The sequence below is a fragment of the Costertonia aggregata genome, from assembly GCF_013402795.1.
GTDB lineage: Bacteria > Bacteroidota > Bacteroidia > Flavobacteriales > Flavobacteriaceae > Costertonia > Costertonia aggregata.
The window spans coordinates 1,839,229-1,863,608 of sequence record NZ_CP058595.1 but is presented as its reverse complement, the minus strand read 5'-3'; the positions used below and the strand labels follow the sequence as shown (position 1 = coordinate 1,863,608).

The window sequence follows — 24,380 nt, the reverse complement described above, 5'->3', positions numbered from 1 at the left end:
GGAAATTGTTATACTACATCAAAACACTACCTCGACCGATACTTTCTCTCCTTTTCTATCGACCACAACTTTTGCGGAATTACCTTCCTCAAAGCTGGAAAGTGCCCTCATGTAGCTCATCATATCAACTACCGTACTATCGCCTAGCTTAACTACAATATCCCCTTTTTGAAGACCGGCAGCAGCGGCCGGCCGACCTTGGGTCACGCCATCTATACGCATACCCTTTCCGTCAAAAAGATAATCGGGCATTACACCCAACGCCACTTTAAAGCGGGGAACGTCCTCGCTTTCATTTTTCGTGGTTCTAAAGGTCAACTTTTTATCATCATCCAATTCTGCAATGAGACTCAAAATATACTCGCCTATCATTCGCATGCCTTCATAATTCAATTTTTCAAAATCATCGGAAGGTTTATGGTAATCTTCATGTTGGCCCGTGAAAAAATGTAAGGCGGGAATGTTCTGTAAGTAAAAAGAAGTGTGGTCGCTAGGACCTATGCCCGATTCGCCCAAGACTAACTTGAACCCGGGATTGGTAGCATTTAGCACCTGTTTCCAGATAGGTGCTGTGCCAACTCCGCTAATTGAGAGAGTCTTGTCTTCGCGAAGTCTACCTACCATATCCAGATTGATCATATAATTCGCATTTTCCAAATTGACCGTAGGGTTTTTTAAAAAGTAATTGCTCCCCAGCAATCCCATTTCTTCGCCCGAAAACGCAATAAAAACATAATTGCTTCCCTTGATCGAATCTTTTAGGCTTTCAGCAAGTTTCAACATAATGCCAACACCACTTGCATTATCATCGGCCCCGTTGTGAACGGCTGCTCCCTCTGTATACAATGAACCTTGGCCACCCATACCCAAATGGTCGTAATGCGCACCTATAATTACTGTTTTTTCCGCTTTGTTGTCAATGTAGCCTACGACATTGGTGCCTGTTATTGTGCTATCTCCCGTAACAAATTGTACTTCGGCATGGGGGTCGCTCTTTGGTGTAAAGGTAAATGTCTGAAAATATGTTCCTGCATTTCCCTTGGGCATCAAACCAATAGCTTGCATCCTTTTTTGCAGATACTCGGCGGCGATAAGCTCTTCGGGAGTGCCCGTTTCCCTACCGGCCAAACTATCGTTGGCCAAAAATGCAATATCTTCCTCTAGAGAAATCTTTTTAGGTTTATCCATCTTACAGGAATACAACCCCGTAAAAATTATAGCCAAAATCATCAAATTACGCAGCATAGCCTTTATTTTTACGTAAAAATACAGATCAAATGAGAATTCTTTTTGTTTTTGTCCTTCTATTTCTTTTTGAAAGTTGTAAAACCGAGCCTAAAAAACGAGAGCCCGTAAAAGATGAAAAAAAAAAATCCTTGATGGCAGGTAGTGATACATTGATATATCCCGAGGAAAAGCATTTTAAAAGTATTCGCCAAATAACTTTTGGCGGGGACAATGCGGAAGCCTATTGGAGTTGGGACGACAAGCAAATTATATTCCAATCGAACAATGAAGACTGGGGCATGAAATGTGACCAAATGTTCTTGATGAATATTGACGAAAATTTTAAAAGCAAAAAACCTCCCATGATAAGTACGGGTTTTGGCCGTACCACATGTGCCTATTTTTTACCAGATAACAAACATTATGTTTATGGTTCTACACACCTCGCCGACAAAGAATGCCCTGAAGTACCGCTTCGCAAAAACGGGAATTACGTTTGGCCGGTGTATGATTCCTTTGATATTTTTGTAGCTGATTTGGAAGGTAACATTACCGCCCGATTAACCCATGAAAAGGGTTATGATGCCGAGGCCACAGTTTCCCCAAAAGGTGATAAGATCGTTTTCACTTCAGATAGAAGCGGCGACCTTGAACTGTACACGATGAATTTGGACGGTACCGATGTCAAACAAATTACCGACGAATTGGGATATGATGGCGGTGCCTTTTTCTCTCCCGACGGCACAAAATTAATTTTTAGGGCTTCGCGACCAAAAACTCCCGAGGAAATCAAAAAATATAAGGACTTATTAGCGGAAGGGTTGGTAGAACCTACCGAGATGGAACTGTTTATCTGTAATGCCGATGGCTCCGAACTTAGGCAATTGACCTTTTTGGGCAATGCGAATTGGAGTCCGTTTTTTCATCCTTCGGGAAAGAAGATATTGTTCTCCAGCAACTTTGAAGCTGAAAAAGGATTCCCGTTCAACCTGTATTTTATCGATACCGATGGTAAAAATCTAGAACGGGTTACCCATGGCGAAACCTTTGACGCTTTTCCCGTGTTCTCTAACGACGGAAAATATTTAGCTTTTTCGAGCAACCGAAACAACGGTGGCACCCGAGACACAAATCTGTTTATTGCGGAATGGCAAGAATAATTTAAATTATGTCCGATATTTCTATTTTTAATGATAATGACCTATTCTTGATAGGCCTATCACTACTGGCGCCTTTGGGTGTTTTTTTGATATTGGGTTGGTTCTTTAAATCTTCAGGTAAAAGAAAAATCGGCAAAGTGTTTTTTTATTTGGGCTTGGCTTATATACTATTCGTAATTAGTATTCCCTTGATTCTAATTTTACGTATGGAATGACTATCCCCTTCGAGCCCATACTGTTCGGTATAAAATTGAACGTGCATTTGGTGTTGGAATATCTTGCCTTCTTTTTGGCATTTCGGTATTACGTATATCTACGAAAACGCAGTGAAGATCCCATTTCTTCAACCCGCCGGTTATCCATTATTATTGGAGCTGTTTTTGGAGCATTGTTGTTCTCTAGACTTATCGCTTTTTTGGAAAATCCCACTTTATACGATGCCCAGGGCTGGGTATCTATTTTGAACAACAAAACGATAATGGGCGGTCTTTTTGGAGGGTTATTGGGTGTTGAACTCTCAAAAAAAATAATAGGTGAAAAAAAATCGTCGGGAGACTTGTTTACTTTGCCAATAATATTGGGCATTTGCATAGGTCGTGTCGGTTGCTTCTTTGCCGGTACAAGTGAATTTACATATGGTATTGAAACTCCTTCAATTTTAGGTATAAATCTAGGTGATGGCCTATATCGGCATCCTATCGCGCTGTATGAAATTGTGTTTCTAATAGGGCTGTTCCTACTCATAAAAAGGCTTAAAAAGCGACCTGACCAACCAGAAAGCGGCACTTATTTTAAGTTCTTTATGGTCGTTTATTTTTTCTTTCGGTTTTGTATTGAATTTATTAAACCCAATACCTTTTTGATTCTCGGCCTCAGCAGCATTCAATATTTATGCTTAATTTGTTTTGTATATTATCATAGATTCATCGTAAAATCAATTTTTTATGCCGGAAAGAAATTACACCTATTATGATTTTACGCTCAGCCTATGTCCCGATTGTTTAAGGCGTGTGGATGCCAAGATAATCTTTGAGAACCATAAGGTCTATATGCTTAAAAACTGTAAGGAACATGGGCGCTCCCAAGTATTAATTGCTGACGATATTGAATATTACAAGAACATTCGCAACTATAACAAGGTGTCGGAGTACCCAAAAACCTTTAATACCAAGACCCATTATGGATGCCCTTATGATTGTGGTCTTTGTCCTGACCATGAACAGCACTCTTGCCTGACCGTTATCGAAGTAACCGATCGTTGTAACCTTACCTGCCCTACATGTTATGCAGGGTCTTCGCCTACCTATGGCAGACATAGAACGTTGGAAGAAATCAAAAAAATGCTGGATGTCATCGTCAAGAACGAAGGCGAACCCGATGTTGTGCAACTCAGTGGCGGCGAGCCTACGGTTCACCCGCAGTTTTTTGAGATTATGGATTATGCCAAAACGTTGCCCATTCGCCATTTAATGTTGAATACCAACGGTATAAAAATTGCCAAGGATTTTGCTTTTGCCGAAAAATTGGCAACCTACGCCCCTGATTTTGAAATATACCTTCAGTTTGATTCTTTGGATAATCATGTGCTGCAAACCCTACGCGGTGCAAATTTGGCCGAAATACGCTCAATGGCCTTGGAACACTTGAACAAACTAAACTTATCGACAACCCTGGTCGTAACCCTACAAAAAGGATTGAACGACCATGAAATGGGCCAGACCATAGATTTTGCGTTGAAGCAAAAATGTGTACGCGGTGTTACCTTTCAACCTACCCAAATTGCTGGTCGTTTGGAAAATTTTGAGGTCGATGAAAATAGGATTACCCTTACCGAGGTACGCCGAAAGATTTTGGAACAATCTCCCATTTTTGAAGCGGACGATTTGATTCCAGTACCCTGTAATCCCGATGCTTTGGTCATGGCATACGCCCTAAAATTGGGCGACGAGGTGAGTCCGTTAACGCGTTACATCAATCCCGATGATTTATTGAACGAAGGGAAAAACACTATTATTTACGAGCAAGACGAACAACTGCATGGTAAGATGATTGAATTGTTCAGTACCGGTAACTCAGTTGAAAAAGCATCTGAAAACCTAAAAAGCATCATGTGCTGCCTCCCTGAAATCGATGCACCGGAATTGGGATATGACAATCTTTTCCGCATCATAATCATGCAATTTATCGATGCCCATAACTTTGATGTACGTGCGATTAAAAAATCATGTGTACACATTGTGAACAAAGATTACAAGATTATTCCATTTGAGACCATGAACCTATTTTATAGGGATGATAAGATTGAAAGGCTAAAAGAATTACAAAACGAAGTTATATGACAACGATACCCTTGGAAGTAGGAAATTTGGACGGTTTGATATATTTCTTTGCGGTGATCATGTTCGGTCCCGCTTTATTGTTTGCTATCATTGGCTTGCTGATCAGAAAAAAGAACCCAAAAGCGGCCAAAGTATTTTATATTTTGGCAGGGGTATATTTATTGGTGAGTTTAGGGGTCTGTGGAGGGCTTATGAGCGGATATTGAAAAACTGTTCATGTAATATCCTTTTCAACCAATATTTTAGCTTTTTCGAAAATTTTCGGTTTTTTTTTGACGTCGGCATCAAAAAGTGAAAATTTCACATACGGCCCCTTGTTATACTTCGCCGTAATGACCGTATTTTCTTCATTCTCTTCTGTATCACTTTCTTCGATCGTACCAAAGTATTTGAGCCACTCCTGCTTCTGTATAAAATCGTAACAGTCGTTCACGATAATGATGAACGTGAAATCAAATTCGGAATTATTTTTGTCTTGAAGGTTATGGTCGGTAAACAACAAAAATCTGACCTCTTGGTTTAGAGCACCCCATTTTTGAATCTTGTACAAGAATTTGTTACTGTCATAATCCAAGTTTAGCATCAGGCTGATTGTTTAACATTTAAATTAACGCTATTTTTAGGTATATGGGAACCGTTAGTAGTTACCATTACAGGAATTGTAACCAAAAATAAATAGCCGAACTTGACCGTATGCTCATAGACATCCTGCATTTGATGGGGGTTATCTTCTGCCTTCTCACTGCTTTTCTTATTCGATTTCGTTTCAACAAGAACAATAGTTTTTCTGGCCATCTACTGGCTGCGGTACTATTCTTAAATGCATTATGTAACAGTTTTTATCTTTTTATAGTTTATGGCCTTATAAACCATTTCCCATATTTATACAAAGTTCCCGCTCCTATAACCTACCTTATTTTCCCGTTGGCATATTTATATGTTAGGGCGGTATTGTACGGTAAGAGTTCATTCAAAAAAACAGATGTTTTACACCTAATCCCCTTCTTGTTCTTTACTGTAAACTACTTTCCGTTTTACATGATGGATATGGACGAAAAAAGTAGGATGGTCTACGAGGTAAGCCAAAACTTTAGCAAAACCTTTACAGGTCAAGATGGGCATTTGCCAGAATGGGTAAATATTTTTTGCAGGGCTTTGATCTCGTTAATTTACTTGGCGTTTCAATGGCGCATGATTCATTTGTTCTTTACAAAAAACAATACCGTAGTCTCAAAACAGTACAAGTTGGTCAAAAAGTGGATTTACGATTTTACCACGATACAAACCATATACAGTTTGGCCTTGTTGGTCTTGTATGTGAGTAATGCTTTACTGTTCTTTGGGATAATCCCCAATGTGGGTTATATTTATCTTCCGTTAGGGTTTTTGGTAAGTAGCAGCTTTTTATTGGTGTCGGCCTATTTATTGTGGAACCCAAAATTACTTATAGGATTGCCCAACCTGCCCTTAAAACCGCCCGGAACCGATTTACTTTCCTTAAAAACGGAATTGGAATCCGATTTTAATGTGCTCGATATTTTTTTGAGGGAAAAAGAGGCCTTTTTAAATCCTGAACTCACAGTGCACGAATTATCAAAGGCCACCCAAATATCCCCTAGAAGAATATCACAAATTATAAGTCTGTCGGATTACAGCAATTTTAACGACTATATCAATCAAATGCGCATAAAATATGCCGCCTCGGAAATTCAAGAGGGGTATCTTTCCCAATTCTCGGTAGATGCATTGTCAAAAACCTCGGGATTCAATTCAAAGAATGCATTTTATCGGGCATTTAAAAAAATTCATGGCTGTACCCCCAAAACATACCATTCTAATTTGAATAGTGATTCTTCTGGCTAAAAAACAAACGCAACGGTTTTATGCGCTGAATAGTGGGAAAATGACGTATCTTTGCCTTCCAAAAACACTCTTCTTATTGCTATGAAGAATATTAGAAATTTCTGTATCATTGCCCATATAGACCATGGTAAAAGTACCTTGGCAGACCGCTTGTTGGATTTTACCGGATCGGTCACCGATCGCGAAAAGAAAGAACAGCTCTTGGACAACATGGATCTGGAACGTGAACGTGGTATCACCATTAAAAGCCATGCCATACAAATGGAGTATACCCATAAGGGCGAGCAATACATCCTTAATCTCATTGACACCCCTGGACATGTTGATTTTTCATACGAAGTTTCACGGTCCATTGCCGCATGTGAAGGCGCACTTTTGGTCGTAGACGCTGCGCAAAGCATACAGGCGCAAACAATATCCAACCTATACCTGGCCCTGGAAAACGACTTGGAGATTATTCCGGTACTCAACAAAGTTGACTTGCCCAGTGCAAGCCCCGAAGAAGTAACCGATGATATCGTAGACCTTTTAGGTTGTGATGCGGAAGAAGTAATACCTGCCAGTGCAAAAACCGGTATTGGTATCGAGGAAATCTTAACTGCTATCATAGAACGTATTCCCGCTCCCGTTGGTAATCCCGATGAATCGTTACAGGCTTTGGTATTCGATTCGGTTTACAACCCGTTTCGTGGTGTGGAGACCTATTTTAGGGTCATTAACGGAGAGATAAAAAAAGGGCAAAAAATTAAATTCGTAGCTACTGACAAAGACTACTTCGCCGATGAGGTGGGTACGCTCAAATTAACACAACAACCCAAACAAAGCATAAAATCAGGTGATGTAGGGTATTTGATCACGGGTATAAAAGATGCACGTGAGGTAAAAGTGGGCGATACCATAACCGATGCCGCCAGCCCTACAAAAAATGCCATTGCAGGTTTCGAAGATGTTAAACCAATGGTATTTGCCGGTATTTACCCCGTTGATACCGAAGATTTTGAAGAGCTACGTTCCTCAATGGAAAAATTACAGTTGAACGATGCTTCGTTGGTATTTGCTCCAGAGAGCAGTGCGGCACTAGGTTTTGGTTTTCGTTGTGGTTTTTTGGGTATGCTTCATATGGAGATTATACAAGAACGTTTGGAGCGAGAATTTGACATGACCGTGATAACCACCGTACCCAACGTTAGCTATCATGCCTTTACCCGAAAAGACCCGGAAACCCCTTTAATCGTAAACAACCCTAGCGACCTTCCCGACCCATCTACCATAGATCGTGTAGAAGAACCGTATATTAAGGCGACCATTATTACCAAAGCCGATTTTGTGGGCAATGTTATGTCACTTTGTATCGATAAAAGAGGTTTGATTACCAACCAAACGTATCTGACTACCGATAGGGTAGAACTCACTTTTGATATGCCGCTGGCAGAAATCGTGTTCGATTTTTATGATCGCTTAAAAACGGTTTCCAAAGGCTATGCCTCATTTGATTACACCCCTATCGGTATGCGAACGTCCAAACTGGTACGTGTGGATATTTTATTGAATTCGCAACCCGTTGATGCCCTCTCTGCCTTGATACATGCCGATAACGCCACGACCATAGGCAAAAAGATGTGCGAAAAATTAAAAGAGCTTATTCCCCGACAGCAGTTTGACATTCCCATACAGGCAGCTATCGGCGCTAAGATTATTTCTAGGGAAACTACTAAGGCCCTGCGAAAGGACGTTACCGCAAAATGTTACGGCGGTGATATTTCACGTAAGCGTAAATTGCTTGAAAAACAGAAAAAAGGAAAAAAACGTATGCGCCAAGTAGGTAATGTAGAAGTGCCCCAAGAAGCGTTTATGGCCGTTTTGAAACTGAACGATTAAAGCTTTTGAACACCTTTTACAATAAATTCTTACATTTCTTGTTTTAAAACATCTAACCCTTAATTATTTGTTCCCCGACAGATGACTACACATATTGCCCATTTTTGTGCCAAGCATAAGATTATTCAAATAGAACAGAATTCCATTTTTACCTGGAAACAAGAAAGTGGAGAAATAGATGTTGAGTTATTGAAAGATAAAATCCTAAGAGAGAATACCGTTCACTTTTTTAGGCTAGTCGCCGGTAAAAATTATCCCGTATCATCAGATGATATCGTAATCAAAATACTAAAGGCAGAGCCCTTTGATGGTTAAGCCCCTTCTGGCTCTATATCAAATATTTTCCCTAAGTATACGAGCTTGTACCCTTCGGTAACATCATTGAATTCTGTACTGAACGAGGAAATGATTTTTATTTCACCCTCAGGCGATTTAAGAAACAATGGTACAATGTCTTGGTCCGCTTTTGTAATTTCGATCAAACCTTCATAATGCTCGGTATCCTTTAAATCAATTTCATGTATGACAGGATGTTTTCTTGTGGCTTCCATCAATTTTATAAAATCGTCGGTATGGGAGAACAGACCTTCTTTAGGGTTGTTTTCGGGGTCGTTCATTTCATCGGTATTGACCAAACGAAAAGACCCGTTTTCCCCGAATTGCTTTCTGAATTTGTTGATGGCAAATTTATTGATATCCGAATTACCTGTAAGTGCCATGAGATAACCAACATCGTTGAGCTCAATATTATCGGTCAATGAATCGGAGTAAATATTGGCTGAAAAAGCCTCTAGTCCCAATTTTTTCGCCTTGTTTATATTGGTTTGGTTATTATCGATCAAGACTACATGCCGCTTGTTTTTTTGTAAATATTCCCCAATCAAACGCGATACTTTTGAAGCCCCCACGATAAGAATGCCTTCTGACTTTTTAAGAAATACTCCCACAGTCTTTGCGAACAAACGCGCCGTAGTGGCATTCAATAAAACGGTTCCCAAAACAATCATAAATACCAACGGAGTGATATATTCGGCACCCGGTTCGCCTTTGGACAAAAGTTTAGATCCGAACAGTGATGCAATACCGGCAGCAACAATACCTCTGGGCCCTACCCAGCTGATAAATAACTTTTCATTAAGCTTTAAGTTAGACCCTAAAGAACTTAGAAAAACACCTAATGGCCGTATTACAAAAACGATTACAGCAAACAGGGCAGCGGTTTTCCAATTTAGGATAAGTTGTAGATCGCTTATGTTAATGTTGGCCGCCAACAGTATAAAGAGGATAGAAATCAAGAGTACGCTCAAAGATTCCTTAAAATAAAGTAGCTCCTTGATATTGGGAAGATCCATATTGCCCAAAACCATCCCCATGACCACTACGGCCAAAAGACCGGATTCATGGGCGAAGATATCCGATTCAACAAAAACCAAAAGCACTACTGAAAGTGAGACGACGTTCAAAAGATAATGTGGAATAAAATTTCGTTTAATGGCAAAAGCCAACCCGTGGGCAAAAGTGAAACCAAAAGTGAAACCAAAAAGTAAAATCTTACCAAACTCGATCAAAGCGGTTTGCGTATACGCTTCCCCTTCGCCCACACTTATAAATTCGAATACCAAAACCGCAGCTAGCGCTCCTATGGGATCTATGAGAATACCTTCCCATTTAAGTATGGCCGATATATCTTTCTTTAACGGGATATTGCGTAAAATGGGTGTGATTACGGTAGGGCCGGTGACTATGATCAACGCGGAGAACAAGAAAGAAATCTGCCATGACAAACCGAATATAAAATGAGCGGCGATGGCCCCTGCAAAAAATGTGGTAATACTCCCCAAGGTTATCAATTTAGTGATAACGGGGCCTACATTTCGTATTTCAGAACGTTTTAAGGTAAGTCCGCCCTCGAAAAGAATAATGCTTATGGCCAACGAAACAAAGTAATATAGGCCCTCGCCCGGGAAGAGTCCTTTTTTGCCGTTCCAAATAGGTTCTATCAATTTTTCACCATTCTCGGTAAAAAGGGTTGCAATAGGGCCTACCAGCAAACCGATCAATATCAGAGGTAAAATCGCAGGCAATTTTAACCGCCACGCTACCCATTGTGCAATAATTCCCAATATGATTATTCCGGCAAGCTCAAGCATAAATTCGGTTTTTCGTAAAAATACTAATTAAACCATAGAGAGGATATGCAATACATCAATTGCAACAAGAATAATTAACACTTTTGCGTGAATCACTTGATAAAGAACGGTTTATAGAGAATCATCGGTAAAAATAACGGGTAACCACCCTACCAATGAAGGTAAAATTAAAAAACCGGCTTTCCCAGAAAAGGGAAAAGCCGGTTTCTACATATCTTTTTGCTTACTTAATTCAACGCTCCAAGCGCGCAAAGGGCATCAGTAAACTGCTTAGGGGTCAATCCATCAAGGTCTTCTTCAGTAAATGTTTCCGATTCCCCACCTGCATTTAAGGTATACGTCCCATCGCCGTTATCGCAAATTTCGATTTTTTCTCCTTGTAAGGTGCAAGATTCACAATTGTTCTTATCATCATCCTTGGAACATGCCGCAAATGATAATGCCAATGCAAAAAGTAATACTGCTTTTTTCATAAATAAGTTTTAATGATTGGTTTTTATCTTTTTATTCAACGTTATAACTTGTTAAATATTGGGGTTTGAAAAAGAAAAACTGTCGGCCGTTTAAGAAATCAAGACAATGCCCTAATTGCAGAAACAAGTAAAAACCTTTTTCAAAGTATAAGGTATCGCACAATAAATTGTTAAAAAAGATAAAAGTAAAATAGATAGCGCAAAAGCTTTTCTTATTTTGCGTTTACAATTGTTTTAATGAAGTTATACCCCGTAGAATTAGGAAATTTAAAATTGGATGGAGGTGCAATGTTCGGTTCGGTTCCCAAAACGATTTGGCAAAAAACCAATCCGGCAGATGCCAATAATTTAATTGATTTAGCTACTCGAAGTCTTCTTGTCGAAGATGGTGATCGCCTAATTTTAATCGATACCGGTATGGGCGACAAACAGTCCCCAAAATTCTTTGGTTACTATCATTTGTGGGGTGATTATTCGTTGGATTCCTCATTGAAAAAAATCGGTTTTCACAGAGATGACATCACTGATGTGTTCATGACCCATTTACATTTTGACCATTGTGGCGGAAGCATACAATGGAACAAAGACAAAACCGGATACGAGCCCGCTTTTAAAAACGCCACGTTCTGGAGCAACAAAGAGCATTGGCAGTGGGCCACCCAACCCAATGCACGTGAGAAAGCCTCATTTTTACGGGAAAACCTCATCCCGATGCAGGAAAGTGGTCAGTTAAAATTTATAAAAAAGGGCAACGAAACTCTCCTGCAAGATTCCGAACTGGGCTTTGATATTTTGTTTGTAGACGGCCATACCGAAAAACAAATGTTGCCCATTGTGGAATACAAAGACAAAAAAATGGTGTTCATAGCAGATTTGATTCCTACGGTGGGGCATATTCCCTTGCCTTATGTAATGGGATATGACACCCGACCTTTGTTGACCTTGTCCGAAAAGGAGCTGTTTTTGAATACTGCCGTGGAAAAAGAGTACTTTCTTTTCTTTGAGCACGATGCCTATAATGAAGTATGCACCTTACAAAAAACGGATAAAGGAGTAAGACTAAATGAAATACATACTTTTGATGAAATTTTTAATTAAAAAACACTAATAAAAATCATATGACACGTATTTTTTCTAAATCCGTTTTAGGATTATCGGCTTCTATCATTTTAATGGGATGTGGAGCTACTACTTTGGTTTCTACCCCCATTGAAAACATAGATGACACTCCTTTAAAGGTTTCGGACCTGACCGAAACCGAAAAAAAAACCTGGGGGCACAAAGATCTGATTACCGATACCATTCCGGGAATGAGTGTGGACAAGGCCTATACCGAAATAATCGGAACAAAAAAAGGGGAGAAAGTAATCGTAGCGGTCCTTGACTCCGGAATGGACCTAAAACACGAAGATTTGGACGATGTACTTTGGACAAATACAGATGAAAAACCAGGTAACGGCAAAGATGATGACAACAATGGCTATATAGACGATATTCACGGTTATAATTTTTTGGGCGACTCCTACAATGAACAATTGGAATATACAAGAATGCTGCGTTTAGGATTGGGCGACGCTGCCACACAGGCCAAAGCCAAAGCTGAATTGGATAAGGAGTATCAAAAATTCTTGGGCTACAAAAACCAAATGGAGCAAATGCTCCCGGTGGTCAAAGAGGCCGATAAGGCAATTGCGGCACATTTGGGAAAAGAGGATTACACAAAAAAGGAGGTAGCCGCTATTAAACCCGATGACGAAACTTTAGGTAGAAACAAGTCTATCATCATGCAAATGCTCACGTATGGCGACTCTATTGATGAAGTTATCGAATCTATTGAAGGAGACACCAAAAGTGTGGCCGAGAGATTAAACTATAACCTCAACAAGGATTTCAACGGGCGAGAGATCGTTGGTGATGACCCCTATGACATAAACGATACCGATTACGGTGACGGTAATCCTCAAAACCGAGTCGAGGATGAAAGCCATGGCACCCATGTAGCTGGTATTATTGCCGCAGAAAGAAATAACGGAAAAGGGGTAAACGGCGTGGCGAACAATGTAGCCCTAATGAGTATAAGAGCTGTTCCCAATGGGGACGAATACGATAAAGATATTGCTTTAGGCATACGTTATGCGGTCGATAACGGGGCGAAAATCATTAATGCCAGTTTTGGAAAATCGTTCTCTCCAAATGCCGAATGGGTATACGAAGCTTTAAAATATGCAGCCAAAAAAGATGTGCTTTTTGTACATGCGGCCGGGAACGACGGTGCCGATTTGGACGACCCTAACCATCCCAACTTTCCCAATGATCAAATTAACAACGGTGCCGAGTTCGCCGACAATGTAATCACGGTCGGTGCACTGGCACCAAAATATGGGTCGGAAATAGTAGCTTCTTTTTCAAATTATGGGGATATAAATGTTGATGTTTTTGCACCCGGTGATAAAGTGTACTCAACAATGCCCAATAACGAATATGACTTTCAGGGTGGAACTTCAATGGCAGCTCCTGCCGTTGCTGGCGTTGCGGCATTAATTCGTTCTTACTACCCAAAGTTGAGCGCAGCTCAGGTGAAGAAAATCTTGATGCAATCTGGACTTACCGTAAAGACAAGCGTGATTTTAGGAGGTGACGCATCAAAGAACAGTACCTTGGACAAGGTTTCCACTTCGGGAAAAATAGTGAACGCTTACAACGCCCTCATCATGGCCGATGGTGTATCTAGAGGAAAAATAAAATTATAAGAAAATGAAGAAATTTTTATCGACTACCTTAATCGCATTATTGACTACGGTCACAGGTCTACAAGCTCAAAACAACTCATATTGGCAACAGCATGTAGATTATACCATGAATGTTGATATGAACGTAGAGAACTATCAGTATTCCGGTACCCAAAAGTTAGTGTATACCAACAACTCTCCGGATGAGCTAAATAGGGTGTACTATCATTTATATTTTAATGCGTTTCAACCGGGCAGCGAAATGGATATGAGGTTACAGAACATAGCCGATCCCGATGGTAGAATGTTCAAGGATGGGAAAAGTAGAATTGCCGATCTGTCTCCTTCGGAAATGGGTTACTTGCATACTACTTCTTTAACGCAGGACGGTCAAAAAGTATCTTTCTCCGAAGAAGGTACTATTTTGGTCGTGGATTTGGCAAAACCGATACCTTCGGGCGGGAAAACCACTTTTGAAATGGAGTTCAATGGGCAGGTACCTGTACAAATTCGCCGTTCGGGTCGTAATAATGCCGAAGGTGTGGCACTTTCTATGAGCCAATGGTATCCAAAACTGGCGGAATACGATTTTGAGGGATGGCATGCACATCCCTACATAGCTCGTGAATTTCATGGTGTTTGGGGAGATTTTGATGTTAAACTTACCATTGATAAGGATTATGTAGTCGGCGGCAGTGGTTATTTGCAAAATCCGCAGGAAATCGGTCACGGGTATGAAGCCCCTGGATCCAAGGTCAAAAAGTCCAAGGGAAAGACTTTGACCTGGCATTTTAAGGCTCCCATGGTACATGATTTTATGTGGGCCGCAGATCCCGATTATATTCATGATACGTTGCAGGTAGAGGATGGACCCATACTTCATTTCTTATACAAAAACGATGCGGACATTATTGAAAACTGGAAGAAACTTCAGCCCAAAACTGCCGAAACCATGAAATTTTTCAGTAAGAACATTGGTAAATATCCTTACAAACAATACTCCGTGATCCAAGGGGGTGACGGGGGTATGGAATATGCCATGAGTACCTTGATTACCGGAAAACGAAAATTCGGTAGCTTGGTGGGCGTTACCGTACACGAAATGGCACATTCCTGGTTTCAGCATATTTTAGCGACCAACGAGGCCAAACACGAATGGATGGACGAGGGTTTTACCTCGTTTATTTCATCGCTTTGTATGAACGAGATCATGGATTCCAAAAAAGAAAATCCATTCGAAGGTTCATACAAAGGCTACTACTATTTGGCAAATTCGGGAAAAGAACAACCGCAGACCACTCATGCGGACAGGTATGACTCCAACACTCCTTACGGCATCTCTGCCTACAGCAAAGGGTCTATCTTTTTATCGCAATTGGGCTATGTCATAGGTCAGGACAAGTTAATGCAAACCATTAGAAAATATTATGAAGATTTTAAGTTCAAGCATCCCGTACCTAATGATATAAAGCGAACGGCCGAAAAAGTTTCGGGTATGGAGTTAGACTGGTACCTGACAGATTGGACCCAGACCACGAACACCATCGACTATGGCATTAATGAAGTTTCTGCCGACGGCCAAAAAACCAAAGTAAGTCTTGAGCGTATTGGGTTGATGCCCATGCCCATAGACCTTGTAGTGGTGTATAACGATGGCAGCCAAGAAACCTTTTATGCACCCTTGCGAATGATGCGTGGCGAGAAAGAAAATCCGTACCCACAACTAAAAAGAACCGTATTGGATGATTGGCCTTGGGCCATGCCCACGTATGAATTTTTGGTCGATAGGCCTATCGAGGATATCAAGGGGATTATGATAGACCCTTCACAGTTGATGGCAGATGTCAATGCAACGAACAACACATGGGAACCTGGGCAAATGCCAAAAGACTAAGTAGGTTTCCCTAAAGTCTGTCTGGGTTTACTATTGTGATTGGCGTTTTTATCTTCACATCTCAATATCCATCAATACGATTAAGAACTATACTAACGCTCGTACCGTAAAACTGTGGCGTAATGGTTATTTTTATGCCCATGACATTTACTTTTTCAAAAAATGAAAAATTAAAAAGCAAAAAGCTGATGCAAAGGCTATTTGCTGAAGGTAGCAGTGTATCTAGCTATCCCATAAAACTCATTTATCTTAAAACAACATTGCCGGGCACCGTTCGTTTTAGGTCGGGGGTTGCCGTTCCCAAAAAAAACTTTAAGAGCGCGGTACACCGAAATAGGATAAAGCGCTTACTGCGCGAAAGCTATCGCCTTAACAAACCCACAGGTTTTAACAATAGTGAGGACAACTTTGCGTTTCTATTTTTATATATTGGAAAGAATATGCCCTCGTATTCAATCATTGAACACCATATGGTAAATGTTCTGAAGAACCTTGAAAAGAAAATAAGTTATGAATAAACTGATGAAAAAGAAGATTCTCGTTCCATTTTTTGCAGTAGTACTTCTTATCGTAGGGAGTAGTTTTAAAAGTGATTTTTTTGAAATTGCCAAACAGATAGAAATCTTCACAACACTTTTTAAGGAACTGAACATGAACTATGTAGACGAGACCAATCCGGCAGAATTGATGGATACCGCTATAAAAAACATGTTGCAAGACCTTGACCCCTATACCCGATTTTTAAACGAGCAAGATGTTGAGGCCTACAAAATAAACAATGCCGGAGAATACTCCGGCATAGGTGCTACGGTACGCTCGTACAAGGATAAGCTTTTGATCATTGAACCCTATAAAGATTATCCTGCCGATAAAGCGGGACTCAAAGCGGGCGATGAAATCGTCAAAATAGGTGATATCAATGTTTCCGATTTTGATGACAACGCCAGTGAGCTGTTAAAGGGAGCCAATAACACCTCTGTGGACGTTACGTATAGGAGACAGGGCAAAACAAGCACTACCACTATCCAAAGAGAGGCCATAGAAGTAGACGCAGTACCATTTTATAAAATGGTAGATGACAAAACCGGATACATTGTGCTTGCAAAATTCAATGCAAAAGCATCCGGGCAGACCAAAGCTGCATTGATAGATTTAAAAGGAAAAGGCGCAGAAAAAATTATTTTGGATTTACGCGGCAATCCCGGTGGGCTGCTATCCGAAGCTATAAACGTAACCAACCTGTTCATAGATAAAGGGGAGCTTATCGTCACCACCAAATCCAAGGTCAAAAAATTCAATAGGGAATACAAGACCAAGAACAAGGCAGTTGACACTGGTATCCCATTGGTAGTTTTGGTAAATGGCAGTAGTGCGTCGGCCAGTGAAATAGTTTCGGGCAGTTTGCAGGACTTGGACCGTGCCGTTGTCGTCGGCGCCCGTAGTTTTGGAAAGGGTCTGGTACAACGGCCATTAAAGTTAACTTACGGCACACAGCTCAAAGTGACCATAAGCCGTTATTACACCCCTTCCGGCAGATGCATTCAGTCTTTGGATTACTGGAACAGGGATAAAAACAACAATGCTGTACGCAATACGACTTTTAATGAGTTCAAGACCCGTAATGGGCGAAAAGTACAAGATGGTGGCGGGGTTTTGCCAGATGTTGAAATCGCTGCCCAAAAGGCCAACGAACTTACCACGGCATTATTGAACAATAACATTGTTTTTGACTATGCTACGGATTATTATTACAAAAACGAGTTAAAAGATGTAACCAACTTTAAGTTTACCGAGCAAGATTTTCAAGATTTCAAGGCCTTTGTCTCAAAAAGCGAGTTTTCGTATGAGACAAAAACAGAAAAAGTATTAAAACAGGCCATGACCGATCGCGAAGAGGTCATCTTTAATAAAGCTATTGAGGATGACTTTGATAGGCTTCTGTTGGATATTGAAAAAAGTAAGACCGTAGCCCTTGAAAACTATCAAAAAGAGATTCAACAAAAACTGGAGGATGAAATCGTAAAACGTTATTTTTATCGTGAAGGTCTTTTTGACTATTACTTGAAAAATGACGACGCCATACTTGTAGCTACCGAACTTTTGGGCAATCCGGAAAAATATGAGGGAATTCTGAAATAAGATAAACACCATTTTTTGTTACAACAAAAACACTTTTGGGCATTGACAATTTTATGTTTGTTGGGTTGTAATCAGTCTATCAAAAAGGGGGAAATTCAGTATGATCTATCCCAAAAAACTATTAACCCGCATGGCGTATCCCTCATTGTTTTAGGGACGGTTCAAGATGCCGGCTCTCCCCATATTACTTGTAAAAAAGAATGTTGCGCAAATTTGTTCGTCAATTCTGATAGTTCTAGGAAGGTAGTATCTCTAGGCGTAATTGATCATCAAAATGAAAAAACATATTTGTTTGAAGCTACTCCAGATATTACGATGCAATTAAAATTGTTGAAAAAGGAAACCTCTTGGGATAGCCCAGAATTACCTAATGGCATCATTCTGACCCATGCCCACATAGGTCATTACACTGGTTTGATGTACTTAGGCAAAGAAGCGACCAACGCAAATAAGGTTCCCGTGTTTGTAATGCCAAAAATGAAAGATTTCATACAAAACAATGGTCCGTGGAGTCAGCTTGTATCTGAGAATAATATTGAGATAGGTATTTTGACAAATGAAATCGAGGTTCATTTAACACCTAATTTGAAGATTATACCTTTTCAAATACCACATAGGGACGAGTATTCCGAAACGGTTGGTTATAAAATAATAGGGCCTGCAAAAAGTGCTTTATTCATCCCGGACATTGATAAATGGTCTGTTTGGAAAACTTCGATTATGGATGTAGTCAAGACTGTTGACTATGCGTTTTTGGATGCTACTTTTTTTGACGGAAAAGAAATCAATACTCGAGATATTTCGCAGATACCCCATCCTTTTGTAATTGAGAGTATGAGGCTTTTTGAAAATTTATCACTTACCGAAAAACAAAAAATTCATTTTATTCATTTTAACCATACAAATCCTTTGTTGAACCCAGAAAGCGAGCAATCAAAAACAGTTTTGGAAAAGGGATACAAAATCCCCCGCCAGGGGTACTCTATCGAACTATGAAAAATAAACAAATCCTTCTAGTTTTATTTTGCTCTTTTTTTGTGTCACATGTTTTCGGACAAAATAAAGTAGCATTAGAAGATTTGCTCTGGAACATATCAGGAGTGAGCAAATTAAATATAAATCAAGAAGGCTATGAAACCAAAATTATAGATGAAACCAATAACGGTTATCTAAAAATAGAAAGTGTCGAAGAAGGTTGTGGTTGCTATTACGAAACTACGGTAGCGGCATACAAACAATATGATGGTGGCTATACCGTACTAAAAAAATATTGTGATGCTTGTGGCTGGCAAAAGGTTTTTAGTGCGAGCAGAAATCTCAAAAATGTGCTCCCAAAAGATTTTGGATTGGCCGATTTTATACCAAAAGCCAACACCTTACATCTTGAAAAGCAGTTCAAAACCTTTTATCTAGAAGCAGAAATCCCTAAAAAGGGAACCGACACTAAACTTGACCTCACATTTATTCCGTTTGGTATAAAAATCAAGGCCTACGACACGTCGATATCTCTTGAAGGATATGACCTAACCAATTCAGAGGGTCAAAAATATCATGGAGATCTTAGATATTTAATCTACAACGTAACCGATACCAAAACGTTGAACCATATAATCTCTGGAGAGATCGAAAAAATCAATACGGCCGATCAACAATTAATTTACAAAGTTATTGGTGAAGAAAAAGCATATCAAAGCTTTGAAATTTTATCTACCATCTTTAAACAATTGGAGCAATACTATAATCTTTCAAAAAACATAGAATACAAATCCGTTGTTTTGGGCTGGAACCGTAAAACGGGACGTTTTTTCATTAAGGAAAAAATCAAAAACCAGTCTCAACATCAAACCTTGCATGATTTTTTAAAAGCGTTCCCGTTTTTATTGGCTGTTTGTTGACTCACATCTATTTATAAGTTTTTTATTTAACTTCATATTTTTAAACTTATGAAGGGACTACACTTTATTCTGGCGCTGTTTATTTTTTCTGTATCACGGGGCCAGATTGAATATGCAAAAAGTGTCATTTTGGATTCAATCCCTATCTCAAACAATACAAGTGAAACCTTTGCTTTATATCTTCCTGCTAAATATGAAATCAACAAGCCATCGCCCGTAGTGTTCATTTTTGACCCATCAGCTAGGGGTAAAGCAGGGCTTATTTCGTTTTTAAAAGCATCGGAAAAATATGGATACATATTAATAGGTTCCAACACCACCAAAAATGGCCCGTATGACAAAAATATCGAAGTAGCAGTTAGATTGTTCGACCATGTATTTTCTAATTTTAAAGTTGATAGTCAACAGGTTTTTTTAAGCGGATTTTCCGGAGGCTCCCGATTAGCGTCAAGAATTGCCCTGTTGAGTGATGATATAACGGGTGTGGTCGCCTGTGGGGCAGGATTCCCCAATGATGTTGGGTTTATGCCCCGTACTTCCAAATTTCTCTATGCCGGTATCTGTGGCAATAGGGATATGAACTATTCTGAAATGATGAATCTTCATCCTTTTTTAAAGTCCATAGGGCAGCCGTATACCATATTTACCTATGATGGTGACCATACTTGGCCGCCGTCGGAAGAAATTGTAAAGGCATTTGACTGGTTGACGGTACAACTACATAAAAAAGGTAAAATACCCCTTACGCCAGAAGGATTAAAAGAATATTACGGGAAAGAATACACCACAGCAATTAAGGCGAAAAACGATACAAACGTTTTACAGTCGGTAGAAGATTTTGAACGAATACAATCTACCTACAAAGATTTATACGAGACCGATAGCATTCAGGAACTACTCACGAAAATCAAGAAAAATAAGTTATACAAAGCGACCTTAAACTCATTGGAAAAAGCCTTGGAAGCTGAAAAAGCCTTGACCCAAAAGTATGTAGATCGTATTTCGTCAGATTTAGACGAACTCAACGAAAACAACCTAAAATGGTGGGCGAAAGAGTTGGAAAAACTAAAAAAGAAATACTTTTCTGGGGACGAAGAAATACAAAAAATGATTCATCGCTTACGGTTTAAAGTCTTCGCCTATTTATATAGCAGGGCAAATACGAGCCTCGCTACTGAGGTTAACAAAGCACAATTGCGTTATAGCAGAAAAATAATCGAACTCTTGAAGGCTACATCCCCCAAAAACAACTGATTATTCTTTTACTGTCGCAAAATGGTCAGCTTTGCGAGGGTCGCCTATAAAACTACTTAATTGTGAACAAAGGGTGATTTAGAAACGAAATCAGTACGAAAACTGAATGTATGTTTTTCCCATTGTTTATATATCGTACGCTTAGACTATATGTATATAAATGTCTAGTTTTTAATGATTTGTTTTTTTAATTTAAAGAATAGTTATTCAGGTCTAATTCGTACCAAGCATTTTTTGGAATTATAAGTGATGCTCCGATCAGGCCCTACAATATTCGCATCGCCTGGATCATCAAACCGTTTATCGGTGCCAAGTTGCTTTCTAACCATTGTTTTACCGGTATCCCAATCCAATGAATAGTAATAATAGTTGCAATCATTCTCCTTTCCAGAACCATAGATAGCATTCGAGGCAGTGCTATATACCAAAACATTATTTAAATTTATGTCATCCCTGTACCAAATTAAATCCATGGTATTCGTAGCTGGTCTCCACTCCAGTTTGTACACTCCTTTTTTGGTATCGCATGATTGTCCTAAAAAGCCATTGTACTGAGCGCAGGCAATACCATAACCAAATGCCGTTGGCGAGTTTTCTACAGCTGCCATAAATTTTCTCGCTGGTCTAGAACCTGGTAATATAGTGACCGCAGCTACACGTTTATCGAAATCTTTAAGACCTTTCCAGTCCGTAGGTATTTCGTCTCTCCAAAAGCTTAGCATCCGAGCTGGCTTTTGACTGTCGACCACACAAACAAGTTTGTCACCGTTTCCTGAGCCCAATAATGTAGGAGTGGTCCCAATGCCCTGAAAACGGTTACCACCAAAATCCATGGATACCTCCCATTTGGGAACTACAGTTTTTCCATTCCATTGAATGCTGATCATTTTATGTGTTGTAGAAATAAATAAATTCCCATTATCATCAACGGCATAATCATTATGATATGCTTTTTCACCACGTTTTAACGGAATTTGATAGGTAGCCTTCAATGTAAAATCCTTAGCATCTATAACACCTATCAATCCGTCCCTAGCGGCAAAAGCTATACTGCCGTCATACAACCTACATAGTTTGGAAAGCGACTTTATACTTTTTGGCATCGTCATCTTCTTTAGCAATACGATTTTCGATTTTGGGTCGGAAATATCCTCTTCACCGAAAAGAAAAAGGTGATTATCATCATAGGTCAATACTTGATGGTCGGGCAGCATTAAGAACGACCAGCTCAAATCATTTATCCATGGGTTTTTATCAATTTGGTAATCGCTAACGACCCTAAATTCGTTTTTTGTGGAAATCGCCTTGAAAATATGGGTGCTTGTACTGCCCCAAATGGTATACTGTCCATTGGGATATGGTTCCGAATACAAAAGCCATGGTGAGACCCGGTCTTTGGGAGTCTCTGCGAACGCAACTTTCAAAGTGTCGCCAGGTCCAAAGGCAGGTAGACTGGTGTTTCCCTGACGGTAGCTACCGTTGTGCACAGCAGGAAACGGGGAATTGACAAGGTGTGGATTCTCTGGCGGAAATTGTGCCTGAACAACATGACAGATTAAATACAGGAGGAGGAGGAATTTTTTCATAAGTATAACATTATGGCTTCTTGTTATTTTGTTTTTTGGATATTCGGCTCATCAGGTAAAATAGTATACCACCGAACACTATTGTCCCTAAAATATAAATATCGGCCATTTTTTTCTTGTTATTGGGTTTTTAATAGGTTCATATAGAGTACCATTTCACCAGGGTCGGATTACCATCATCAGGATTCATCATCCAAAAATCCGACAAGCCTGTACCCCTTCTCGGAAGAAACGTATAGCTGATCATCAAAGGCATAGTAAGTTTTCCCATCTATGGTCTTCTCTTCGTATTCTTCGGGCAAATCGGTAATCCTCGCACCGATGGGTGGCTCCGATATTTCATAGTATTTTCCTACCTGCTGATAGTATATGCCGTTAGCGTAAAAATAGGATCGACCAGATACCATTATCCTGGAATACGCCCAAGGAATGGTAGCAACTCGAAATCCTATGGGCGGGAGCACACTGACATAGCCCGCATTTTTCCTTATAAAATAATAGCCGTTAATTGGATAATACTTCGTTTTTTTATGTAGCAGGGCACGAGTGCCGATCGGAATTGTATGTAGCGTTCTTCTGGCGATTCTACGATAGGTCCGTCGTCTGACCCTTCTTCTTGTACGCATACGTTGGCCTGCTACTTTTACCGTTGGTTTGCCCATCACTACTCGTGCTCTGTGCCTGCGAACGACTTGTGCCTCACTTTCCGGTGTAAAAAGAAAAAAGAACAGGGGTACGGTGATGGTAAAAATCAAATTTTTCATAATCACAATATATTTAGATGAAACAATATGCTGCCCCAAACCATATTGAGGTCCGGCCGAACGCTAATCGCACGGCCGAGCCCAATATTTTTATCTGAACAGTCTAAAGAAGAAGAAACCTATTATATCTGAACGTTATAGGTGTTTCCATTGATATTGATAGTTGCCGCACCGTTCCCTTTGAAGGTAATGGTCCCGGCATAGCTAAAGGTTTCCCCACTACCCAAAGTTCCTTGCAATGAGAAGGTAGCGGACCCTCCTAATAGTTCCCTAGTGTCCTTATCTATGGCTACGGCATTACTTTCTATTGAAAGTGTGCTGTCGAAATTCTTTGTTCTACTAGCGATACGAGTAGTTTGTGTGCCTTCACGCACAAAAGAACTATTATACACATACGGACCTTCGGAGGAAACGATGTTGCCCAAAACCGCTTGGTAGCTTATCGTGTCATCGGACTGTAACCTTGGCGAACTGTAAGTGCCGTTACCATCAAATTCAATAGCGAACGCCTTTGATTGCCCTTCTTCGCATACTAATGTAAATAGATATTCTATGGAGTGCGTAAAGCTAACGGGGGCATTAATGGCACTACTGCGTTCCATGGATTTTGAGTTAAGGACACCACACTCGTACTTGATCTTTGAGGTGTCCCCATTGTTCAAGGCCAAAGCATCTTCTGCCTGAACGTTCATTCCATAAGCATCGGACGTCAGGGAAGTCTGTACGAGTTCCAACGCTTCTTCTTCGGTTACCTGTACCGCGTCACCAAAATTGTTCTCTTCCCTGTCGCACGAGAAGAACACCGTAACCGCTATTCCTAAAAGAATCGGACTTAATCTAAAAGTTTTCATATTAAAAGATTTAAAGGTTTATGAAGCAAATCTGTGTACTTTTAAGCGCATTCGAAAACCTTTTCAACCTATGGCGCATAATTTCTAACCAGTTGCCAAAATCTAAGTATAATATGAAAACCACAAACCATCTACAGATTCTTGATGGTTTATGACTATTAGTTGAAGTATTCGAGCC

23 protein-coding genes are annotated in these 24,380 nt (G+C 40.0%); 16 read left to right on the top strand and 7 right to left on the bottom strand.

Translation table 11 applies throughout. The features are described 5' to 3' along the window. Positions 1 to 18: 18 nt before the first annotated feature. The gene (locus HYG79_RS08555; RefSeq protein WP_179241684.1) at positions 19 to 1,245 is read right to left on the bottom strand and encodes a M20/M25/M40 family metallo-hydrolase; all 1,227 of its coding nucleotides are present in this window, start codon (positions 1,243 to 1,245) and stop codon (positions 19 to 21) included. A gap of 32 nt (positions 1,246 to 1,277) precedes the next feature. Between HYG79_RS08555 and HYG79_RS08550 the strand changes: the two genes are divergently transcribed. From HYG79_RS08550 to HYG79_RS08530, 5 genes are read left to right on the top strand one after another with little or no spacing between them, the layout of a single operon-like run. Next, positions 1,278 to 2,387, top strand: coding sequence for a TolB family protein (locus HYG79_RS08550; protein ID WP_179241683.1), 1,110 nt, complete (start codon positions 1,278 to 1,280; stop codon positions 2,385 to 2,387). 8 nt (positions 2,388 to 2,395) lie between these two features. Continuing rightward, a complete protein-coding gene (locus HYG79_RS08545) occupies positions 2,396 to 2,602 on the top strand; it encodes a hypothetical protein (RefSeq protein ID WP_179241682.1) in 207 nt (68 codons plus the stop codon). Continuing rightward, positions 2,599 to 3,360: a prolipoprotein diacylglyceryl transferase gene (locus HYG79_RS08540; protein WP_179241681.1), complete on the top strand. Its 762-nt coding sequence runs from the start codon at positions 2,599 to 2,601 to the stop codon at positions 3,358 to 3,360. The genes HYG79_RS08545 and HYG79_RS08540 overlap by 4 nt, the downstream gene beginning before the upstream one ends. Next, entirely contained in the window at positions 3,332 to 4,726 is a 1,395-nt protein-coding gene (locus tag HYG79_RS08535) for a radical SAM protein (RefSeq protein ID WP_179241680.1), read from the top strand. The genes HYG79_RS08540 and HYG79_RS08535 overlap by 29 nt, the downstream gene beginning before the upstream one ends. Beyond that, positions 4,723 to 4,932 (top strand): hypothetical protein, encoded by a 210-nt coding sequence (locus HYG79_RS08530; RefSeq protein WP_179241679.1) that lies wholly within the window; start codon positions 4,723 to 4,725, stop codon positions 4,930 to 4,932. The genes HYG79_RS08535 and HYG79_RS08530 overlap by 4 nt, the downstream gene beginning before the upstream one ends. Before the next feature lie 8 nt (positions 4,933 to 4,940). Here the strand turns inward: HYG79_RS08530 and HYG79_RS08525 are convergent, their stop codons facing one another. After that, positions 4,941 to 5,309 (bottom strand): hypothetical protein, encoded by a 369-nt coding sequence (locus HYG79_RS08525; RefSeq protein WP_179241678.1) that lies wholly within the window; start codon positions 5,307 to 5,309, stop codon positions 4,941 to 4,943. Between the two features lie 110 nt (positions 5,310 to 5,419). On the opposite strand from HYG79_RS08525, the gene HYG79_RS08520 reads away from it, so the two are divergent. From HYG79_RS08520 to HYG79_RS08510, 3 genes are all read left to right on the top strand, one after another. Then, the gene (locus HYG79_RS08520) at positions 5,420 to 6,589 is read left to right on the top strand and encodes a helix-turn-helix domain-containing protein (protein ID WP_179241677.1); all 1,170 of its coding nucleotides are present in this window, start codon (positions 5,420 to 5,422) and stop codon (positions 6,587 to 6,589) included. An 81-nt stretch (positions 6,590 to 6,670) separates the two neighbouring features. Beyond that, positions 6,671 to 8,467, top strand: coding sequence for a translation elongation factor 4 (lepA, locus tag HYG79_RS08515; RefSeq protein WP_179241676.1), 1,797 nt, complete (start codon positions 6,671 to 6,673; stop codon positions 8,465 to 8,467). An 81-nt stretch (positions 8,468 to 8,548) separates the two neighbouring features. Next, positions 8,549 to 8,782: a GTP-binding protein LepA gene (locus tag HYG79_RS08510; RefSeq protein ID WP_179241675.1), complete on the top strand. Its 234-nt coding sequence runs from the start codon at positions 8,549 to 8,551 to the stop codon at positions 8,780 to 8,782. Here the strand turns inward: HYG79_RS08510 and HYG79_RS08505 are convergent. Then, positions 8,779 to 10,617, bottom strand: a complete 1,839-nt coding sequence (locus HYG79_RS08505; RefSeq protein ID WP_179241674.1) for a cation:proton antiporter — start codon at positions 10,615 to 10,617, stop codon at positions 8,779 to 8,781. The genes HYG79_RS08510 and HYG79_RS08505 overlap by 4 nt on opposite strands. Before the next feature lie 227 nt (positions 10,618 to 10,844). Next, positions 10,845 to 11,090: a hypothetical protein gene (locus tag HYG79_RS08500; RefSeq protein ID WP_179241673.1), complete on the bottom strand. Its 246-nt coding sequence runs from the start codon at positions 11,088 to 11,090 to the stop codon at positions 10,845 to 10,847. Positions 11,091 to 11,327: 237 nt separating this feature from the next. Here HYG79_RS08500 and HYG79_RS08495 point away from each other — a divergent pair, with 237 nt between their 5' ends. From HYG79_RS08495 to HYG79_RS08460, 8 genes are all read left to right on the top strand, one after another. After that, positions 11,328 to 12,188 (top strand): MBL fold metallo-hydrolase, encoded by an 861-nt coding sequence (locus tag HYG79_RS08495; protein WP_179241672.1) that lies wholly within the window; start codon positions 11,328 to 11,330, stop codon positions 12,186 to 12,188. Between the two features lie 20 nt (positions 12,189 to 12,208). Then, positions 12,209 to 13,840 (top strand): S8 family peptidase, encoded by a 1,632-nt coding sequence (locus HYG79_RS08490; protein WP_179241671.1) that lies wholly within the window; start codon positions 12,209 to 12,211, stop codon positions 13,838 to 13,840. A gap of 4 nt (positions 13,841 to 13,844) precedes the next feature. Then, positions 13,845 to 15,713 (top strand): M1 family metallopeptidase, encoded by a 1,869-nt coding sequence (locus HYG79_RS08485; protein WP_179241670.1) that lies wholly within the window; start codon positions 13,845 to 13,847, stop codon positions 15,711 to 15,713. Positions 15,714 to 15,835: 122 nt separating this feature from the next. Beyond that, the gene (gene rnpA, locus HYG79_RS08480; RefSeq protein WP_228027968.1) at positions 15,836 to 16,231 is read left to right on the top strand and encodes a ribonuclease P protein component; all 396 of its coding nucleotides are present in this window, start codon (positions 15,836 to 15,838) and stop codon (positions 16,229 to 16,231) included. Continuing rightward, a complete protein-coding gene (locus HYG79_RS08475; protein ID WP_179241669.1) occupies positions 16,224 to 17,852 on the top strand; it encodes a S41 family peptidase in 1,629 nt (542 codons plus the stop codon). Before rnpA ends, HYG79_RS08475 begins: the two co-directional genes overlap by 8 nt. A 42-nt stretch (positions 17,853 to 17,894) precedes the next feature. Then, complete coding sequence (locus tag HYG79_RS08470) at positions 17,895 to 18,848, top strand: MBL fold metallo-hydrolase (RefSeq protein WP_317168504.1); 954 nt, start codon at positions 17,895 to 17,897, stop codon at positions 18,846 to 18,848. A 104-nt stretch (positions 18,849 to 18,952) separates the two neighbouring features. Next, on the top strand, positions 18,953 to 19,747 hold the full coding sequence (locus tag HYG79_RS08465) for a hypothetical protein (RefSeq protein ID WP_179241667.1): 795 nt from the start codon (positions 18,953 to 18,955) through the stop codon (positions 19,745 to 19,747). A gap of 48 nt (positions 19,748 to 19,795) precedes the next feature. Beyond that, positions 19,796 to 21,001: a hypothetical protein gene (locus HYG79_RS08460; protein ID WP_179241666.1), complete on the top strand. Its 1,206-nt coding sequence runs from the start codon at positions 19,796 to 19,798 to the stop codon at positions 20,999 to 21,001. 203 nt (positions 21,002 to 21,204) lie between these two features. On the opposite strand, the gene HYG79_RS08455 is transcribed toward HYG79_RS08460, so the two are convergent. From HYG79_RS08455 to HYG79_RS08445, 3 genes are all read right to left on the bottom strand, one after another. Then, a complete protein-coding gene (locus HYG79_RS08455) occupies positions 21,205 to 22,587 on the bottom strand; it encodes a hypothetical protein (protein WP_179241665.1) in 1,383 nt (460 codons plus the stop codon). Positions 22,588 to 22,766: 179 nt separating this feature from the next. Beyond that, positions 22,767 to 23,351 carry a DUF6515 family protein gene (locus tag HYG79_RS08450; RefSeq protein ID WP_179241664.1) on the bottom strand — a complete coding sequence of 195 codons (585 nt, stop codon included), beginning with the start codon at positions 23,349 to 23,351 and terminating at the stop codon, positions 22,767 to 22,769. Positions 23,352 to 23,473: 122 nt separating this feature from the next. Beyond that, on the bottom strand, positions 23,474 to 24,202 hold the full coding sequence (locus tag HYG79_RS08445) for a hypothetical protein (protein WP_179241663.1): 729 nt from the start codon (positions 24,200 to 24,202) through the stop codon (positions 23,474 to 23,476). Positions 24,203 to 24,380: the final 178 nt, after the last annotated feature.

Coding starts and splice junctions, on each gene's coding strand:
- HYG79_RS08475 (WP_179241669.1), top strand. CDS start 16,224: ATGAATAAACTGATGAAAAAGAAGATTCTCGTTCCATTTTTTGCAGTA.
- lepA (WP_179241676.1), top strand. CDS start 6,671: ATGAAGAATATTAGAAATTTCTGTATCATTGCCCATATAGACCATGGT.
- HYG79_RS08505 (WP_179241674.1), bottom strand. CDS start 10,617: ATGCTTGAGCTTGCCGGAATAATCATATTGGGAATTATTGCACAATGG.
- HYG79_RS08460 (WP_179241666.1), top strand. CDS start 19,796: ATGAAGGGACTACACTTTATTCTGGCGCTGTTTATTTTTTCTGTATCA.
- HYG79_RS08530 (WP_179241679.1), top strand. CDS start 4,723: ATGACAACGATACCCTTGGAAGTAGGAAATTTGGACGGTTTGATATAT.
- HYG79_RS08535 (WP_179241680.1), top strand. CDS start 3,332: ATGCCGGAAAGAAATTACACCTATTATGATTTTACGCTCAGCCTATGT.
- HYG79_RS08455 (WP_179241665.1), bottom strand. CDS start 22,587: ATGAAAAAATTCCTCCTCCTCCTGTATTTAATCTGTCATGTTGTTCAG.
- HYG79_RS08550 (WP_179241683.1), top strand. CDS start 1,278: ATGAGAATTCTTTTTGTTTTTGTCCTTCTATTTCTTTTTGAAAGTTGT.
- HYG79_RS08485 (WP_179241670.1), top strand. CDS start 13,845: ATGAAGAAATTTTTATCGACTACCTTAATCGCATTATTGACTACGGTC.
- rnpA (WP_228027968.1), top strand. CDS start 15,836: ATGGTTATTTTTATGCCCATGACATTTACTTTTTCAAAAAATGAAAAA.
- HYG79_RS08520 (WP_179241677.1), top strand. CDS start 5,420: ATGCTCATAGACATCCTGCATTTGATGGGGGTTATCTTCTGCCTTCTC.
- HYG79_RS08525 (WP_179241678.1), bottom strand. CDS start 5,309: ATGCTAAACTTGGATTATGACAGTAACAAATTCTTGTACAAGATTCAA.
- HYG79_RS08445 (WP_179241663.1), bottom strand. CDS start 24,202: ATGAAAACTTTTAGATTAAGTCCGATTCTTTTAGGAATAGCGGTTACG.
- HYG79_RS08555 (WP_179241684.1), bottom strand. CDS start 1,245: ATGCTGCGTAATTTGATGATTTTGGCTATAATTTTTACGGGGTTGTAT.
- HYG79_RS08510 (WP_179241675.1), top strand. CDS start 8,549: ATGACTACACATATTGCCCATTTTTGTGCCAAGCATAAGATTATTCAA.
- HYG79_RS08495 (WP_179241672.1), top strand. CDS start 11,328: ATGAAGTTATACCCCGTAGAATTAGGAAATTTAAAATTGGATGGAGGT.
- HYG79_RS08500 (WP_179241673.1), bottom strand. CDS start 11,090: ATGAAAAAAGCAGTATTACTTTTTGCATTGGCATTATCATTTGCGGCA.
- HYG79_RS08540 (WP_179241681.1), top strand. CDS start 2,599: ATGACTATCCCCTTCGAGCCCATACTGTTCGGTATAAAATTGAACGTG.
- HYG79_RS08490 (WP_179241671.1), top strand. CDS start 12,209: ATGACACGTATTTTTTCTAAATCCGTTTTAGGATTATCGGCTTCTATC.
- HYG79_RS08450 (WP_179241664.1), bottom strand. CDS start 23,351: ATGAAAAATTTGATTTTTACCATCACCGTACCCCTGTTCTTTTTTCTT.
- HYG79_RS08545 (WP_179241682.1), top strand. CDS start 2,396: ATGTCCGATATTTCTATTTTTAATGATAATGACCTATTCTTGATAGGC.